The sequence below is a fragment of the Corynebacterium sp. HMSC070H05 genome, assembly GCF_001837615.1.
GTDB lineage: Bacteria > Actinomycetota > Actinomycetes > Mycobacteriales > Mycobacteriaceae > Corynebacterium > Corynebacterium coyleae.
On sequence record NZ_KV833293.1, the window covers coordinates 13,109 to 28,090 of the forward strand.

15 protein-coding genes and 1 tRNA gene are annotated in these 14,982 nt (G+C 62.9%); 8 read left to right on the top strand and 8 right to left on the bottom strand.

What is annotated here, in order from left to right; genetic code table 11:
- Window positions 1-4: 4 nt before the first annotated feature.
- Together HMPREF2617_RS02925 and HMPREF2617_RS02930 are read right to left on the bottom strand one after the other, a co-directional pair.
- Window positions 5-2,101 carry a S9 family peptidase gene (locus HMPREF2617_RS02925; RefSeq protein WP_070839891.1) on the bottom strand — a complete coding sequence of 699 codons (2,097 nt, stop codon included), beginning with the start codon at window positions 2,099-2,101 and terminating at the stop codon, window positions 5-7.
- An 11-nt stretch (window positions 2,102-2,112) separates the two neighbouring features.
- Window positions 2,113-3,009, bottom strand: coding sequence for a phosphoribosylaminoimidazolesuccinocarboxamide synthase (locus tag HMPREF2617_RS02930; protein ID WP_070839797.1), 897 nt, complete (start codon window positions 3,007-3,009; stop codon window positions 2,113-2,115).
- A gap of 19 nt (window positions 3,010-3,028) precedes the next feature.
- Between HMPREF2617_RS02930 and HMPREF2617_RS02935 the strand changes: the two genes are divergently transcribed.
- The gene (locus HMPREF2617_RS02935; RefSeq protein ID WP_070450230.1) at window positions 3,029-3,556 is read left to right on the top strand and encodes a hypothetical protein; all 528 of its coding nucleotides are present in this window, start codon (window positions 3,029-3,031) and stop codon (window positions 3,554-3,556) included.
- Here HMPREF2617_RS02935 and purB read toward each other — a convergent pair.
- Together purB and purD are read right to left on the bottom strand one after the other, a co-directional pair.
- A complete protein-coding gene (purB, locus tag HMPREF2617_RS02940; protein ID WP_224213538.1) occupies window positions 3,553-4,977 on the bottom strand; it encodes an adenylosuccinate lyase in 1,425 nt (474 codons plus the stop codon). The genes HMPREF2617_RS02935 and purB overlap by 4 nt on opposite strands.
- Before the next feature lie 5 nt (window positions 4,978-4,982).
- Entirely contained in the window at window positions 4,983-6,233 is a 1,251-nt protein-coding gene (purD, locus tag HMPREF2617_RS02945; RefSeq protein ID WP_070839803.1) for a phosphoribosylamine--glycine ligase, read from the bottom strand.
- A gap of 31 nt (window positions 6,234-6,264) precedes the next feature.
- On the opposite strand from purD, the gene HMPREF2617_RS02950 reads away from it, so the two are divergent.
- Window positions 6,265-6,681 carry an HIT family protein gene (locus HMPREF2617_RS02950; RefSeq protein WP_070422510.1) on the top strand — a complete coding sequence of 139 codons (417 nt, stop codon included), beginning with the start codon at window positions 6,265-6,267 and terminating at the stop codon, window positions 6,679-6,681.
- On the opposite strand, the gene HMPREF2617_RS02955 is transcribed toward HMPREF2617_RS02950, so the two are convergent.
- The 3 genes from HMPREF2617_RS02955 to HMPREF2617_RS02965 form a co-directional block, all read right to left on the bottom strand.
- The gene (locus tag HMPREF2617_RS02955) at window positions 6,659-8,053 is read right to left on the bottom strand and encodes a sensor histidine kinase (protein ID WP_070422509.1); all 1,395 of its coding nucleotides are present in this window, start codon (window positions 8,051-8,053) and stop codon (window positions 6,659-6,661) included. The genes HMPREF2617_RS02950 and HMPREF2617_RS02955 overlap by 23 nt on opposite strands.
- Window positions 8,054-8,068: 15 nt before the next feature.
- Window positions 8,069-8,773: a response regulator transcription factor gene (locus tag HMPREF2617_RS02960; protein WP_070422508.1), complete on the bottom strand. Its 705-nt coding sequence runs from the start codon at window positions 8,771-8,773 to the stop codon at window positions 8,069-8,071.
- Window positions 8,774-8,938: 165 nt separating this feature from the next.
- A tRNA-Thr gene (locus HMPREF2617_RS02965) sits at window positions 8,939-9,011 on the bottom strand.
- A 66-nt stretch (window positions 9,012-9,077) separates the two neighbouring features.
- On the opposite strand from HMPREF2617_RS02965, the gene HMPREF2617_RS02970 reads away from it, so the two are divergent.
- Genes HMPREF2617_RS02970 through HMPREF2617_RS02995 form a run of 6 tightly spaced genes read left to right on the top strand, consistent with a single transcriptional unit; the run spans window position 9,078 to window position 14,084 of the window.
- Window positions 9,078-10,526 (top strand): threonine/serine exporter ThrE, encoded by a 1,449-nt coding sequence (locus tag HMPREF2617_RS02970; protein ID WP_246821684.1) that lies wholly within the window; start codon window positions 9,078-9,080, stop codon window positions 10,524-10,526.
- Between the two features lie 58 nt (window positions 10,527-10,584).
- Complete coding sequence (locus tag HMPREF2617_RS02975) at window positions 10,585-10,944, top strand: hypothetical protein (RefSeq protein ID WP_070839809.1); 360 nt, start codon at window positions 10,585-10,587, stop codon at window positions 10,942-10,944.
- On the top strand, window positions 10,944-12,221 hold the full coding sequence (locus HMPREF2617_RS02980) for an alpha,alpha-trehalose-phosphate synthase (UDP-forming) (protein ID WP_070839812.1): 1,278 nt from the start codon (window positions 10,944-10,946) through the stop codon (window positions 12,219-12,221). Before HMPREF2617_RS02975 ends, HMPREF2617_RS02980 begins: the two co-directional genes overlap by 1 nt.
- Window positions 12,218-12,619 carry a YajG family lipoprotein gene (locus HMPREF2617_RS02985; RefSeq protein WP_070816123.1) on the top strand — a complete coding sequence of 134 codons (402 nt, stop codon included), beginning with the start codon at window positions 12,218-12,220 and terminating at the stop codon, window positions 12,617-12,619. The genes HMPREF2617_RS02980 and HMPREF2617_RS02985 overlap by 4 nt, the downstream gene beginning before the upstream one ends.
- The gene (locus tag HMPREF2617_RS02990) at window positions 12,613-13,320 is read left to right on the top strand and encodes a trehalose-phosphatase (protein ID WP_070839815.1); all 708 of its coding nucleotides are present in this window, start codon (window positions 12,613-12,615) and stop codon (window positions 13,318-13,320) included. Before HMPREF2617_RS02985 ends, HMPREF2617_RS02990 begins: the two co-directional genes overlap by 7 nt.
- Window positions 13,302-14,084 carry a CE1 family esterase gene (locus tag HMPREF2617_RS02995; protein ID WP_070839818.1) on the top strand — a complete coding sequence of 261 codons (783 nt, stop codon included), beginning with the start codon at window positions 13,302-13,304 and terminating at the stop codon, window positions 14,082-14,084. Before HMPREF2617_RS02990 ends, HMPREF2617_RS02995 begins: the two co-directional genes overlap by 19 nt.
- On the opposite strand, the gene rlmB is transcribed toward HMPREF2617_RS02995, so the two are convergent.
- Window positions 14,047-14,979, bottom strand: coding sequence for a 23S rRNA (guanosine(2251)-2'-O)-methyltransferase RlmB (rlmB, locus tag HMPREF2617_RS03000; protein ID WP_070422501.1), 933 nt, complete (start codon window positions 14,977-14,979; stop codon window positions 14,047-14,049). The two genes, HMPREF2617_RS02995 and rlmB, sit on opposite strands and share 38 nt — an antisense overlap.
- Window positions 14,980-14,982 lie beyond the last annotated feature (3 nt).

Sequence of the window (14,982 nt, forward strand, 5' to 3'; positions counted from 1 at the left end):
GGGATTATCGCACAGGTTCGTCGACTGCGCCCGACTTCACCAACGTCCATGCGTACTCAAACGCGGTCTGCTTCCACTTGGCGTACCGCCCCGATACACCGCCGTGGCCTGCGGACATTTCGGTCTTGAGCAGGATCTCGCCACCGGTGGCTACCTCGCGCAGTTTTGCCACCCACTTCGCGGGCTCCACGTAGAGCACACGGGTGTCGTTCAGGCTGGTAATCGCCAGAATGTCCGGATACTTCTGTGCCTTGACGTTCTCGTACGGGGCGTATGTAGCCATGTAGTCGTAAACGGTGACGTCGTGGTACGGGTCGCCCCACTCCTCCCACTCGCCGACGGTCAGCGGCAGTTCGGGTTTCAGGATGGAGGTCAGCGGATCCACGAACGGCACGATCGCCTGGATGCCGGCGAACTTCTCCGGGGCCATGTTCGCCACCGCACCCATGAGCAGGCCACCTGCGGAACCGCCTTCGGCGACCATCTGCTCGTGCGTGGTCAGCCCTTCGGCCACTACGGCGTCGGCACACGCGATGAAGTCGGTGAACGTGTTCACCTTGTGCAGCATCTTGCCGTTGTCGTACCAGCCGCGGCCCATCTCACCGCCGCCGCGCACGTGGGCGCACGCCCAGATCATGCCGCGATCCAGCAGCGACAGCCTCGCTACAGAGAAGCCCGGGTCCATCGACGCCTCATACGAGCCGTAGCCGTACAGCAAAAGCGGCGCAGGGCCTGTGACACCCTTGCGACGCACCACGGATACCGGCACCTTCGCGCCATCCTTCGCGGTGGCCCACACGCGGAAGGCCTCGTAGTCGTCGGCGTTGTAGCCGCCTTCGACTTCCTGTTCCTTCAGCAGCGTCATCTCACCGGTCGCCACCTCATAATCAACGACCTGCGACGGCTGCGTGTACGAGGAGTACACGATACGCACCACCGGCGCGTCCCACTCCGGGTTGCCGCCGAGGCTCGCGGTGTAGAGCTCCTCAGAGAACTCAAGCTCGGTGAACTCGCCGAAGCCATTGCTTAGCGACGACACCGCCAACCGCGGAATCCCTCCCCGGCGATACCCCATGAACATGAAGTCGCGGTACGTATCGATGCCCTCGATACGCATCGAATCGGAGTGCTCCACCAGCACGTCCAAATCGCACAGCGCCGGCAACTCACCGACCGGCGTGGTGGCCACACAGAAGTTCGGCCCGTGGGCGTTGTGGGTGATCACCCACTGCTCTTTACCGTCCACCACGCAGTAGTCCGGGTGGTACTCAATGCCGGACTCGCGCGGCCACAGCACCTCGAACTCACCGGTCGGATTGTCCAAATCCAGCACCCGGTACTCCGAGGTCAGCGAAGAGGACGTCACAATCATGAGGAACCGCTCCGCGCGGTCCGCCCCCACACCGACGCCGAATTTCTCGTCCGTCTCTTCGTAGATCAGCACGTCGTCTTCGGCCGGGGTGCCCACCTTGTGGCGCCAGACCTGGTGGGGGCGCCAAGCGTCGTCCACGCGCACGTAGAACAGGTACTCTTCGCCGGCCCAGGTGGCGCCGTAGAAGATGTTGTCGAGGCAGTCGTCGAGAAGCTCGCCCGTCTCAAGGTTCTTAATGCGCAGCGTGAAGCGCTCGTCGCCTTCAGTGTCGTAGGAGTAGGCCAACAGACGACCGGTCGTGGCCACCGAGGAGGCACCCAGCGAGAAGAAATCGTGGCCTTCTGCCAGTTCGTTGATGTCCAGCAGGACCTGCTCGTCCGCCATGTGGTCGTTGACCTCGGGCGGTGTCCACGGCTCGTCACGCGTCGGCACACGGCAGGAAATGCCGTAGTTTTTGCCCTCAATGGTGCGGCTGTAGTACCACCAGTCGCCCTGGCGCTGCGGCACGGACATGTCCGTTTCCTTGATGCGGGACTTGATCTCGGCGTAGATGTCGTCGACAAGACCCGTCCAAGCGGCAGTCTTCGACTCCGTGTAGGCGTTTTCAGCTTCGAGGTAACTGATTACCTCGGGGCTTTCTTTGTCCCGCAGCCACTCGTAGTCGTCGACAAAGTCGCGGCCGTGGAACGATCGTGTAATCGGGTGCTTCGCAGCTTTCGGAGCATTCATGCCCAGAAAGCCTACGCGTGCTCCCCCGGCCATTCAGAGAAGCGTCGGCCACTCAGGCGCTCGTACGCCTCGATGTAGCGGTCGCGGGTGGCTTCCACCACGGATCCCGGCAGCTCAGGCGGCTGCACGCCGTCGGCCGGATCCCAACCGGACTTCGGGCTTGTCAGCCAGTTGCGCACGTACTGCTTGTCAAAGCTCGGCTGGGTCGCACCCTCTTCGTAGCTGTCCGCCGGCCAGTAGCGGGAAGAATCTGGGGTGAGGACTTCGTCGGCAAGCACAAGCTCACCGTTTTCGTCCAAACCGAACTCAAACTTGGTGTCCGCCAGGATGATGCCCTTGGTCTCCGCGTACTCGGCGGCACGGGTGTAGACATCCAGCGTTGCTGCACGCAGGCGCTCAGCCAGGTCAGAACCAACCTTGTTGGCCACGAACTCGAAGGTGACGTTCTCGTCGTGATCCCCCTGCTCCGCCTTGGTCGCCGGGGTGAAAATCGGCTCAGGCAACTTCGATGCCTCAGTTAGGCCCTCCGGCAGTTTCACGCCACAGACGCGGCCAGTGGCGTCGTATTCCTTCTTGCCAGAGCCGGTGAGGTAACCACGCGCAACGCACTCGAAGGGCACCATGTCGAGCTTCTTGACCACCATGGCGCGGCCGAGGACCTCTTCGGGAATGCGCTCGTCGTCAATCGGCCCCGCAAGATGGTTCGGGACATCGCCGAGCAGGTCGAAGAAGAACATCGACGTTGCGGTGAGGATACGCCCCTTGTCCGGAATGGCCGGCTCGAGCGAGAAATCGAACGCCGAAATACGGTCGGATGCCACCATCAGCAGCGTGTTGTCATCGACTTCGTAAATTTCGCGGACCTTGCCGCCGGCGAGATGGGCATAATCAGAAAGCTCTGGACGCATGCGCGTTAGTATATTCCCCGTGATCAAACGCGCGACTGCAGTCCTACTCCCCCTCGTTTTGGCTGCGTGCGGCACCCCTTCGGAGTTCGCTGGCAACATGCCAGCGTTTGAACCAACCCGCGACGGCACCACATTGTCGTTCGGCGACACCGCCCGCGTGGTCACCGAGGATGTGAGCTTCCACGTCCCCGTGCAGTGGGACGTCACCGTCGGTGCCCCCAAAACGCGGCGCGCTCCACGCAGCGCCGAGCAGGCAAACATGCTCGTGTGTTTCCCCGTCACGTTCACCCCGGTTGCGGTGGGTGAGTTCCCCGTGGACGTCACGGTCACGCTGCCGAAGCTCACGCCTATCGACGACACCCTCACCGCCAACACCGCCAACCCCGAATACTGCGGCGAAAGCACCCTCACCGGCTACACCCCGGACCTCACCGGGCCCCAGCACGGCTTCGTCGCCTCCTGGTCCGGCACCGCAGACCGGGGTGTAGTAGGCACCGGCGTCGAGGTCAGCACCCGCGACGCCACTGTGACCTTTACTTCCCCCTAGAGGATCTCGCCCGGGGTGTAGTTCGCAGCCTCCGGGTGCGCATCCACAACCTCTTGCACGCGTGCAAGCACACGATCCACCTGCGCCTCGGCAGCGCCGATGAACGCGTGGCGGTCCTCGAGCGCCTTGTCCAGTGCTGCCTTGTCCAACGGAAGGCGCTCGTCGTTAGCCAAACGCTCCACAAGGTTCTGCTCTGCGCCGCGCTCGCGCATGTCCAGCGCCATAGCGACGGCGTTTTCCTTGATCACCTCGTGTGCGGTCTCACGGCCGACGCCGGCGCGCACCGACGCCATGAGGATGCGGGTGGTGGCAAGGAACGGCAGGTAGCGGTCCAGCTCGCGGTTGATCATGGCCGGGAACGCGCCGAACTCGTCGAGCACGGTCAGCATGGTTTCCAGCTGGCCGTCAATGGCGAAGAACGCATCCGGCAGCGCCACGCGACGCACCACGGAGCAGAACACGTCGCCCTCGTTCCACTGCTGGCCAGCAAGGTCGCCAACCATGGTGAGGTAGCCACGCAGGATGACCTGGAAGCCGCCGACGCGCTCACAGGAGCGTGCGTTCATCTTGTGCGGCATCGCCGAGGAACCAACCTGGCCTTCCTTGAAGCCCTCCGTGACCGTCTCGTTGCCAGCCATGAGGCGGATCGTGGTGGCCAGAGACGACGGGCCTGCACCCAACTGCACCAGCGAGGACACCACGTCGAAGTCGAGCGAGCGCGGGTACACCTGACCCACCGAGTCAAAGACGCGGTCGAAGCCGAGACCTTCTGCGATGCCCTGCTCGAGCTGCGCCAGCTTGGCCTCGTCGCCACCCATGAGATCCAACATGTCCTGCGCGGTACCCATCGGGCCCTTGATGCCGCGAAGTGGGAGCCGATCCAGCAGTTCCTCAATCCGTTCGATGGCCACCAGGATCTCATCGGCAGCAGAGGCGAAACGCTTGCCCAGCGTGGTGGCCTGCGCCGCAACATTGTGGGAGCGTCCAGCCATGACCAGGGACTTGTACTCGCCAGCGCGGTTGCCCACCGCCTTGAGCAGCGCGACTGCCTTGTCGCGGGTCAGTTCCAGCGCCTTGCGCACCTGGAGCTGCTCCACATTTTCGGTCAGGTCGCGCGAGGTCATCCCCTTGTGGATCTCCTCGTGGCCCGCCAGCGCATTGAACTCCTCAATGCGTGCCTTCACGTCGTGGCGAGTGACCTTCTCGCGCTGCGCGATCGAGTCCAGGTCGACCTTGTCGATGACCTTCTCGTAGTCCTCGATAGCGCCCTCGGCGACCTCGACACCGAGTTCCTTTTGGGCCTTGAGCACTGCGATCCACAGTTGGCGCTCAAGGATGATCTTGTGCTCCGGAGCCCACAGGGTGGCCATCTCCGGGGAGGCGTAACGGTTGCTCAGAACATTGGAATTATTCGGTTTCACGGCATTTATCCTAGGGAAATAGCGCCTTCGATGGCGGGGCGGGCGATGTCTTTGCGGTAGAAGGATCCGGGCAGTTCGATGCCCTCAATGATGCGGTACGCGTTGTCCACGGCCTCCTTGAGCGTTGCGCCATTGCCGACGACACCAAGCACACGGCCACCAGACGCCACATACTTGCCGTCCGCTTCCTTGGTGCCTGCGTGGAGGACCTTCGTCGGGTCATCGAGTGCGTCGCCGGTGATCACACCACCGGTCTTTGCGGACTGCGGGTAGCCCTCGGCAGCCAGCACGACCATGGCAGCGAACCCGTCACGCCACTGCAGCGGCTCGATCTCACTCAAGCGACCTTGTGCGACAGCCAGCAGCACGTCCGCCAGCGGGGTCTCCAACAACGACAGCACGGCCTGGGTTTCCGGGTCGCCGAAGCGGGCGTTGAACTCCACCACCGCCGGGCCTTCCGGCCCCCACGCGGCGCCGATGTACAGCAGGCCTTGGTACGGAATGCCACGGTTGACCATTTCGGTGGCCACGGGGCGGGCGATGTCGTCGACAAGCACCTGCACCCCATTCTCCGGCAACCACGGCAGCGGCGCGTACGCACCCATGCCACCGGTGTTCGGGCCTTCGTCATTGTCGTAGGCGCGCTTGTGGTCCTGAGCGGGCAGCAGCGGCACGACCGTTTCGCCGTCGACGAGGCAGAACAGCGACACCTCCGGGCCTTCAAGGAAGGACTCGAACAACACCGGGTTGCCAGCTGCGATGACAGCCTCCGCGTGCGCCTTGGCTTCGGCGCGGTCCTCGGTGACCACAACACCCTTGCCACCGGCAAGGCCGTCGTCCTTGACCACGTAGCGCGGACCGTACTCGTCTAACGCGGACTCGATACCATCTGCCGATTCCACGCGGGTCGCCGTCGCCGTCTTCACACCAGCCGCCGCCATGACCTCCTTGGCAAACGCCTTCGAGCCCTCAAGCTGCGCGGCCGCCTTCGTTGGTCCGAAGACGGGGAAGCCGGCGTCGATCAGCGCGTCGGCAGCACCCGCAACCAACGGCACCTCAGGTCCGATGACCACGAGTTCCGCGTCGATCTCACGGGCGAGCGACACAATATCTACTGGGGACGACACGTCGAGCGGACGCACCGTGGCCAGGCGGGACATACCCGCGTTACCCGGCGCGACAGTGAGCTCATTGCCGTGCATTGCATGGAGAAGGGCGTGTTCCCGGCCGCCCGAACCGATGACAAGGATGCGCATGCGATCCAACTTACCGGTAGCGTCGGAGACTATGAGCACTGTATTCAGCAAAATTATTGCAGGCGACATCCCGGGCCGAATTGTGTACCAGGACGACAAGGTCGCAGCCTTCCTCACCATCGAACCGGTCGCGTACGGCCACACGCTGGTCGTTCCCATCGAAGAGATTGACAAGTGGACCGACATCCCGGCGGACCTGTGGGCGCACATGAATGAGGTGGCGCAGAAGGTCGGACGGGTGATCGTCGATAAGTTTGATGCGCAGCGCGCGGGCTACCTCATCGCAGGATTCGAGGTCCCCCACGCCCACATCCACGTCTTCCCCGCCAACGACATGTCCGGCTACTCGCTGGCCAGCGCAATGCGTGCCGACGAAACCGACGCCGCCAAGATGGACGCCGCCGCCGACACCATCCGCGAAGGCATTAAGCAGCTGGAAGCGAAATAGTAAACGTCGAGCCCTCGCCCGGCGCCGTATCGACAACCACGGTGCCGCCGTGGGCCTCGATCAGCGATTTGGTAATCGCCAGCCCCAGACCCGAGCCACCGCCCGAGCTGCGGTTGCGCGACGCATCCGCGCGGTAGAAGCGCTCGAAAATATGCTCGGCGTCCTTCTGTTCCATGCCGCAGCCATTATCCGCAATGTCGAGGACCACACGGTCCAGGTTGTGCCGGATCGTGATGGTCACCTCTGCATCCGGACCCGCGTGCTTAAAGGCGTTAGTGACCAAGTTGACCACCACCTGGCGCAGCCGGCCGGGATCCCCCACCACGACAGGGACGTCTGGGGTGTCCTTGACCACGTCCACCACCCGCTCTGGGTAGGCGGCGTGCATCGAGTCCTTCACCGAAAGCGCAAGCTCGAGCACATCCACCTCCTGCTTCTCCAGGCGGGAACCCTCCGCACGGGTTAGCGCCAGCAGGTCCTCGACGAGCAGCTGCATACGCGCGGACTCTTCATCGATCTTGCTCAGCACCATTTGCGGGTCATCCACCATGCCCTTGCGGTACAGCTCGGTGTATCCGCGCACGCTGGTGAGCGGTGTACGCAGTTCGTGTGAAGCATCGCCAACGAAGCGGCGCATCTGCTCTTCCTGCGTTTTCGCATTTTCCAGCGATTCTTGCAAGCGGCTCACCATGGTGTTCATGGCAAACGACAGACTGCCCACTTCTGTCTCACGTGGCCAAGCGGGCACTCGCCTGTCGGTATCGCCTCCGGCGATCGCCAGAGCGGTGTTTTCCACAATCTTTAACGGAGCCAACGCACGTGCCACGAAGTAGTTACTTGCAATGCCAATGCCGACGAGCACCAGAGCCCCAACCAGCGCCTCAATCTGTGCCAGGGAGCGCAACATCCGGTACTCCGACTCCAGCGACTTCGCCACATACTGGACGGAGCCGTCGGACTGCTCCGTGGCAATGGCACGCCAGCGCTTCACAGTCGTCGTATTTGGGTCGCTGAGATCAGAAGTGATCGTGACCAACTGTCCGAAGTCAGTCGTTTTGATCTGGCTCCAATCTGGCGAGTTGACCTCCCCCGGGCGCGACACCATCACGCCCCGGTCCGGGTACAGCCTGGATTGGGTGAACTCACTCGGCAGGTTCCAAGGGTTGAACTGCCACACCGGCCCCTGGTGCGCCCACGTATCCAAGCCTTCCCGCAGCTGGTCGTCTGCACGGTCCAGCAGCAGGTTGCGCATGAGGAAGTAGATCAGCACGGAACTCAGTGTCGTACCGATCACGGAGATGACCATCACGGTGGTGACAAGTTGCCGCTTCAGTGGCTTCTTTGTCGGCCCCGTAAATAAGGAATACGCCATAACGTTGCGAAAGGCCTACTGGCGTGGGGTGCGCAGTACGTAACCGACACCACGGACCGTGTGGATCAGCGGCACATCGCCCGTGTCTACCTTGCGGCGCAGGTAGGAAATGTAGGACTCGACCACGTTGCCGTCGCCGCCGAAGTCGTAGTGCCACACGTTGTCCAGGATCTTCGCCTTGGACACGACCACCTCAGCGTTGAGCATCAGGTAGCGCAGCAGGTTGAACTCCGTCGGGGAGAGCTCGACGATCTCGCCGGCTTTGGTGACCTCGTGGGTGTCGTCGTTAAGCGTCAAGTCCGCATAACGCAGAGTGGAATCCTGGTTCGAATCGTCCACCACGTTGCCGCGCCGCAGGATCACACGCAGGCGCGTGATCACCTCTTCGAGCGAGAACGGCTTGGTCACGTAATCATCCGCGCCAATGGTCAGGCCGTGGATACGGTCCTCCACGGCATCCTTTGCTGTCAGGAACAGCACCGGACTGTCAAGTCCTTCTGCTCGTAGCTTGCTGAGCAGCTCAAAGCCGTCCATCTCCGGCATCATCACGTCCAGGATGTACGCATCCGGGCGGGAGGTGCGCGCCAGCTCGAGGGCTTCCGCACCAGAGTTGGCGGTCTCCACATCAAAACCCTGGAACTTCAGAGACACCGTCAACAGTTCGACGATGTTCGGCTCGTCATCAACAACCAGCACTTTGAGGTTCTGCGAGTCAGCCATGGTTTGTGTTCTCCTTAATTTTTGCGGCAATCATGCACTTGCCACGATTAAACAACACAACGCTGTACGTCGCCTGTGTACTTGCTGCCCAAGGTTGAGCAAGTCGATCTTTGTTCGCCAAAGAAAATGTCCCCTCGCCGATACGTATCGACGAGGGGGCCCACGAGCTGGAGACGAGACTTGAACTCGCAACCTACGCATTACAAGTGCGTTGCGCTACCGATTGCGCCACTCCAGCAACGCGCTAGATCTTACACATAGCCCGTGGTCGCGCGAAAACCGCCAAGCCGATAGTGTGGCCTGTGTGGAAAAGAGATTGTGGGGAAAGCTCAGAGGTTCGCGCCAACGCTTAGCGACGATCGACGCTGCCCGCACCTCTCCTCCCCCATCCGTCCTCGCCCCGATCAACCTGACTGACCCGACGGAGGTCGCCGCGGTGATGAACATCGCCGCCCGCATCGGGGAAATCCTCATCGCAAACGCCACTACATCCGCGGATGCGATCAAGCAGATCCACACCGTGTGTTCGTCGTACGGCCTGCACTACGTGCACGTATCCATCACGGTGAACACGATTACGCTGAACACCATCATCGGTGTGGACCACCGCACCCCAGTCAACGTGTTCCGCGTGGTCACCATGATCAGCGAGAACTACCACAAACTGCAGGAAGTGGACCGCCTGATCCGCTCGATCCGCTCAGGTGCGACGCCTCCCGAGATGGCGGAGAAGATTCTCGACGAGATCGACAACGCCCCCATCCCCTACCGCAACACCCGCAACTTGGCCGGCTGGACTGTGATGGGTTTCTTCGTCGCCATGCTGCTCGGCGGCGATTTGCTGCTCATGTTCTTCGGCGGCCTGACCGCGTTTCTCATCATGGGCTTTTCCAAGTTGCTCTCCCGTGGCGGGTTGCCCGGGTTTTTTCACAATGTGATTGGTGGGTTCGTCGCCACGCTGCCCGCTGCAATCGCCTATGACTTTTCCGCCTCGATCGGGCACACGATCAACCCCAGTCAGCTGATCGCAACAGGCATCATCGTCCTGCTTGCAGGTTTGACGCTGGTGCAATCGCTTCTCGACGGCGTCACCGGGTCCATGGTCAACGCCTCCGCCCGCTTCTTCCAAGCCATGTTGGGCACCGGCGGCATCGTCGCAGGCGTCGCCGCTGGCGTGCAGATTTCCGAGCTGGTCGGGATGCCACTGCCACCAGTCGAGGTGCTCCCAGCTGATGCCGCGTACAACAACGTGTGGCTGACCACCTTCGGTGGTGCGATGGCGGCCGCTGCCTTTGCGGTGTGTTGCTTTGCGGAACGAGCCGCTGTGCTGCTGTCCTTCGTCACCGCAGCGACAGGTTCATTCATCTTCTACATCGTGCTCACTCCGCTCGGCGCTGGCCGACTGTTGGCTATCGCGGCGTGTGCGGTCGCCGTCGGCTTGGCCGGCGGTCTCATTTCCCGTCGCTTCCTGATCAACCCGGTGATCACTGCTGTCGCCGGCGTGACCCCGTTCCTGCCCGGTTCGTGGATCTACCGCGGCATGTACGCACTGATGAACGAGCAGCTCCTGCTCGGCATGATGAACCTACTGACCGCGATCGGCACCTGCCTCGCCCTAGCCGGCGGCGTGGTGTTCGGCGAGTGGCTGGCCCGCCGCATCCGTGCCCCACAGCTCTACGTGCCGTACGAGGCGTTTAGGCGCGCTGGCCGGCTGACTTTCCAACAGATTCGTCGGGTACGGCGCCGTCGTTAAGCAGGTGGCGTAGAATGATGGGGCTTTAGCTGTCGTTCTTGCAAGGAGGAACCCCCAAGTGCCACCTAAGATCACCGATTCGCGCCCCACCGCCGAACAAACGCATGCCGTTGAGGAGCAAACTGCGTCGGGCGCCCGTCGGATCGTGGCCACTTACGCTGAGGACTTCCTGGACGGCGTAACGCTCATGTCCATGCTGGGTGTCACCCCGCAGGGCTTCGTGTACAAGCGCTACGTCGAGGACCTGGAGCAAGCAGCGGAAGAGGAAGCGCCGAAGAAGGCGACGAAGAAGAAGGCGTCCAAGAAGAAGGCCACGAAGAAGAAGGCGACGAAGAAAAAGTCCACCAAGAAGGCAGTGAAGAAGGCTGCCAAGAAGACTGCTAAAAAGTCGACGAAGAAGACCGCCAAGAAGGCCTAATGGGTAGCAACGAGTTCCTCGTCGTGGCCAACCGCCTGCCTGTAGACAAGGTGGGCGACCATTACGAGGTCTCCCCTGGCGGTTTAGTCGCAGCCCTCGCACCGGTACTGCGCTCCCGTGGGGGCTGCTGGGTGGGATGGCCTGGCGATACCAGCGCAGAACTCGAACCGTTTGAGTTCAACGGCATCTCGCTGGTCCCCGTGTGCTTGGACCAGGACGACTTCGAGGGCTTCTACGAGGGCTTTTCCAACTCCACATTGTGGCCGCTGTACCACGACCTCATCGTCACCCCCGAGTACAGGCAGGAGTGGTGGGAGCGCTATGTCGCCGTCAACGAAAAGTTTGCGCGGGCGACCGCCAAAGCCGCTGGCAAAAACGCCACGGTGTGGGTGCAGGACTACCAGCTTCAGCTCGTACCGGGGATGCTGCGCGAACTACGCCCCGACTTAACCATCGGCTTTTTCCTGCACATCCCGTTCCCGGCACCAGCGCTGTTCCAGCAGTTGCCGTGGCGCGACGAGATCCTCTCCGGCCTGTCCGGCTGCGACCTGATCGGTTTTCAGCGCACCACGGACGAAGAGAACTTCCGCCTGCTCACCACCGATATTCGTACTGGCACCTTCCCCATTTCTATTGATGCGGATGAGGTGCAGGCGGCGACGGAGTCGTCGATACGCACACTGCGCAATTCGCTCGGCAACCCGAAGCACGTGCTGCTGGGCGTGGATCGGATGGATTACACCAAGGGCATCCTGCAGCGACTGCTGGCGGTCGAGGAACTGCTGGAGGAAGGCGAACTCGACGATATTGCCGTGGTGCAGTTGGCTACGCCGTCGCGTGAACGCATCGAGCACTACCGCAAGACCCGTACGGAAGTTGAGCAGGCGATCGGGCGTATCAACGGCCGCTTCGGCCAGGTCGGCCGCCCGGTCGTGCACTACATCCACCGCGGGGTGTCCAAGGACAAGCTGGGTACCTTTTATGCGGCGGCCGACATCATGCTGGTCACGCCGTTTAAGGACGGCATGAACCTCGTGGCCAAAGAATACGTCGCCGCACACCCGAAGGGCGACGGCGCGCTTGTGCTTTCCGAGTTCGCAGGCGCTGCAGTCGAACTCAACCAGGCGTACCTGTGCAACCCGTTCGACCTCGGGTCCGTCAAAGCCGCGATTATGGCCGCCACCGACCCTGACCCGGCACGCATGCGGGCGATGCACGACTGGGTCATGGAACACGACGTGACCCGCTGGGCGCAGGACTTCTTGGAGGCGTTGTGAAGCGCGCGCTGCTGCTCGCCCCGGTGATGCTGCTCGCGGCGTGTTCCAGCCCGCAGCAGTGGCACGTCGTTGGCGTGTACACCGCCCCAGAGGCGCCCGTCGCGCGCAATACCGGCGGCGCATCCGTCACCTTTTCGGGTTCGTCGTTTTCCGGCACCACCGGCTGCGCTGAAGTGTCCGGCGAGTTTGAAGGCGACGACACTGTGCGCCTCCACGACGTGACGGTCGGCGACCCGGGCGACTGCGCCGGTTGGGCCCGCCACATGCACGACCAGTTGGCGCCCCTGCTTCACGACGACACCGAGTTCACCGTCACCCGCCCAACCGATACCGACCTTGTACTCACCCTGCTCAGTGACGCCGTGGATGCCCCGGCCGTTAAACTGCGCACATGGTGATTGCTCAGGCCGAAACGTTGTTGGTGTGCCTCGACTTCGACGGCACGCTTGCTGAACTCAACCCCGACCCCTACGCGGTCACAATGCATCCGGCGGCCGAGGACGCGATCCGTCGCCTTGCTGCTCTCCCCGGCACCGAGGTTGCAATCCTGTCCGGCCGCCACCTCGACGGTCTGCGCCAGGTCCTCCCTTCCGGCCTCAATGTCACCCTCGTCGGCTCCCACGGTGCCGAGCCCGGGCCCACGCTTGACGACGACGCCCGCGCCCACCTCGACGACATCGAACGCCAACTGCGCGACATCGCCATCCCGCCCGCCTATGTGGAGGTGAAGCCGTATCAGAGGGTGTTGCACGTGGCGCCGGTCGCGGATAAGCAAGCGGCCCAGGACATGCTCGACGCCGCCGCTGCCCTGCCCGCCCGCAAGATCACACTGGGACATAACGTGGTGGAGTTTTCGGCCGTGGATATCACGAAGGGCACCTGGCTCGCTGAATACAAACGTGACTTCGCGGCCACCGTGTTCGCGGGTGACGACGACACCGACGAAACCGCCATCGCCGCCCTCGGCCCCACCGACCTGGCGGTAAAGGTCGGCGACAAACCCTCGCTGGCGTCGCGTCGCGTCGCAGATGTTGACGCCATGGCTGAGCTCTTGGCGGAACTCGCCGACGAAAGGGAAGCATGGAACGCCTCTCGCTAGAGCACCAGGGACGCACTCGCACCTGGACCGCCGTCGAAGGCGACCCCGACACGCTCCTGCTGGTGCTGCACGGCTCGCGCCAATCCGGCAACGTGATGCGCAACTTCACGGATCGCACCTTTGAAGCCCTCGGCGCGACCGTGGCCTACCCGGACGGTGTGGAGCACCACTTCAACGACCTGCGCACCGGTTTCAACGAGTCCGCACGCCGCCTGAACATCGACGACGTCGGATTCCTACGGAAGGTCATCGCACACCACGCCCCGCGTCGCGTGATCGGCATCGGCTTTTCCAACGGCGGCCAAATGGTCATGCGCCTCCTTTTCGACGCCCCCGGCCTCCTCGACGGCGCCGCCACCTTCGGCGCCTCCATGCCCGTCGAATCCAACACGTGTGTTGGCACTTCCGATTATCAGCCCACCCCGCTCGTTTCCGTCCAAGGCACCGCCGACCCGCTCGTCCCCTACAACGGCGGCGAAGCCGGGATCGGCGGCAACAACCGTGGCCAGACCCGTTCCGCAATCAACTCTGCGCAGTTCTTTGCGGAACTCAACTCGTGTGGGTGGCGGGGGTCGTCGACAAGCGGTGCCCTGCGTATCGACGACTGGCACGGCCCCGCCCCCGTCCGCCTCATCACCATCGACGGCTTCGGCCACATGGTGCCGGTAGCCAAAACGCTCGACGCGCGGCTTGGGCCCGGCACCGACGAGATCACCGGCGGTGAGGTTATTCAGCGATTCTTCTTTGACGAGCGAACTCGCTAAGCACCACGCCCGCCGCCACCGACGCGTTGAGGGACTCCACCCAATCCGTCATCGGCACCGACATGATGACGTCGCAGTTCTCGCGCACCAGGCGTGAAATGCCCTTGCCTTCGGAGCCAACCACGATCACTACCGGGCCCGTGGCCTGGTCAAACGTGTCCAGGGTGTGCTCGCCGCCCGCATCCAGGCCGACGACCGTGTAGCCGTTGTCCTGGAACTTCTTCACCGTGCGAGTCACGTTGGTCACGCGCGCCACCGGCAACTGCGCCGCCGTACCCGCCGACGTCCGCCACGCCACACCCGTGACCTGCGCCGAACGCCGTTCCGGGATGATCACGCCGTTACCACCGAACGCCGCAGTCGAACGAATCACCGCACCAAGATTGCGCGGATCCGTAATGTTGTCCAGCACCACAAACATGCCGGGGCCATCCACCGACTCCAGCAGGTCATCCAGGTCCGCGTACTTGTACGGCTGGATCTTCAACCCAATGCCCTGGTGTAGGCCGTTACCGGTCATCGCATCCAACTGCTGACGCGGCACTTCCTGCACCGGAATGTTCTTGCTGTTCGCCAGCGCAACGGCCTCGCTCAGACGATCATCGTGGCCGGTGCCCTGCGCGACGAACAACGCCTCCGACGGCACCTTCGCCTTCAGACACTCAATGACCGGGTTGCGGCCCACCACCAGATCCGCCACCTCACGGTCGTGCCGGCCCTGCGCGCGGCGCTTCTGCTCCAACTTGCGCTTATGCGCCGCGTGGTAGACGCGATCCTCAGCCTTCGGCGTCGCACCCTTGCCCTTCAGTCCACGGCGACGCTGCCCGCCAGAGCCCTTCGTCGGACCCTTTTTGTTCTTCTTCTGTACGTCACGACGCTGATACGGTTTCGCCATCGT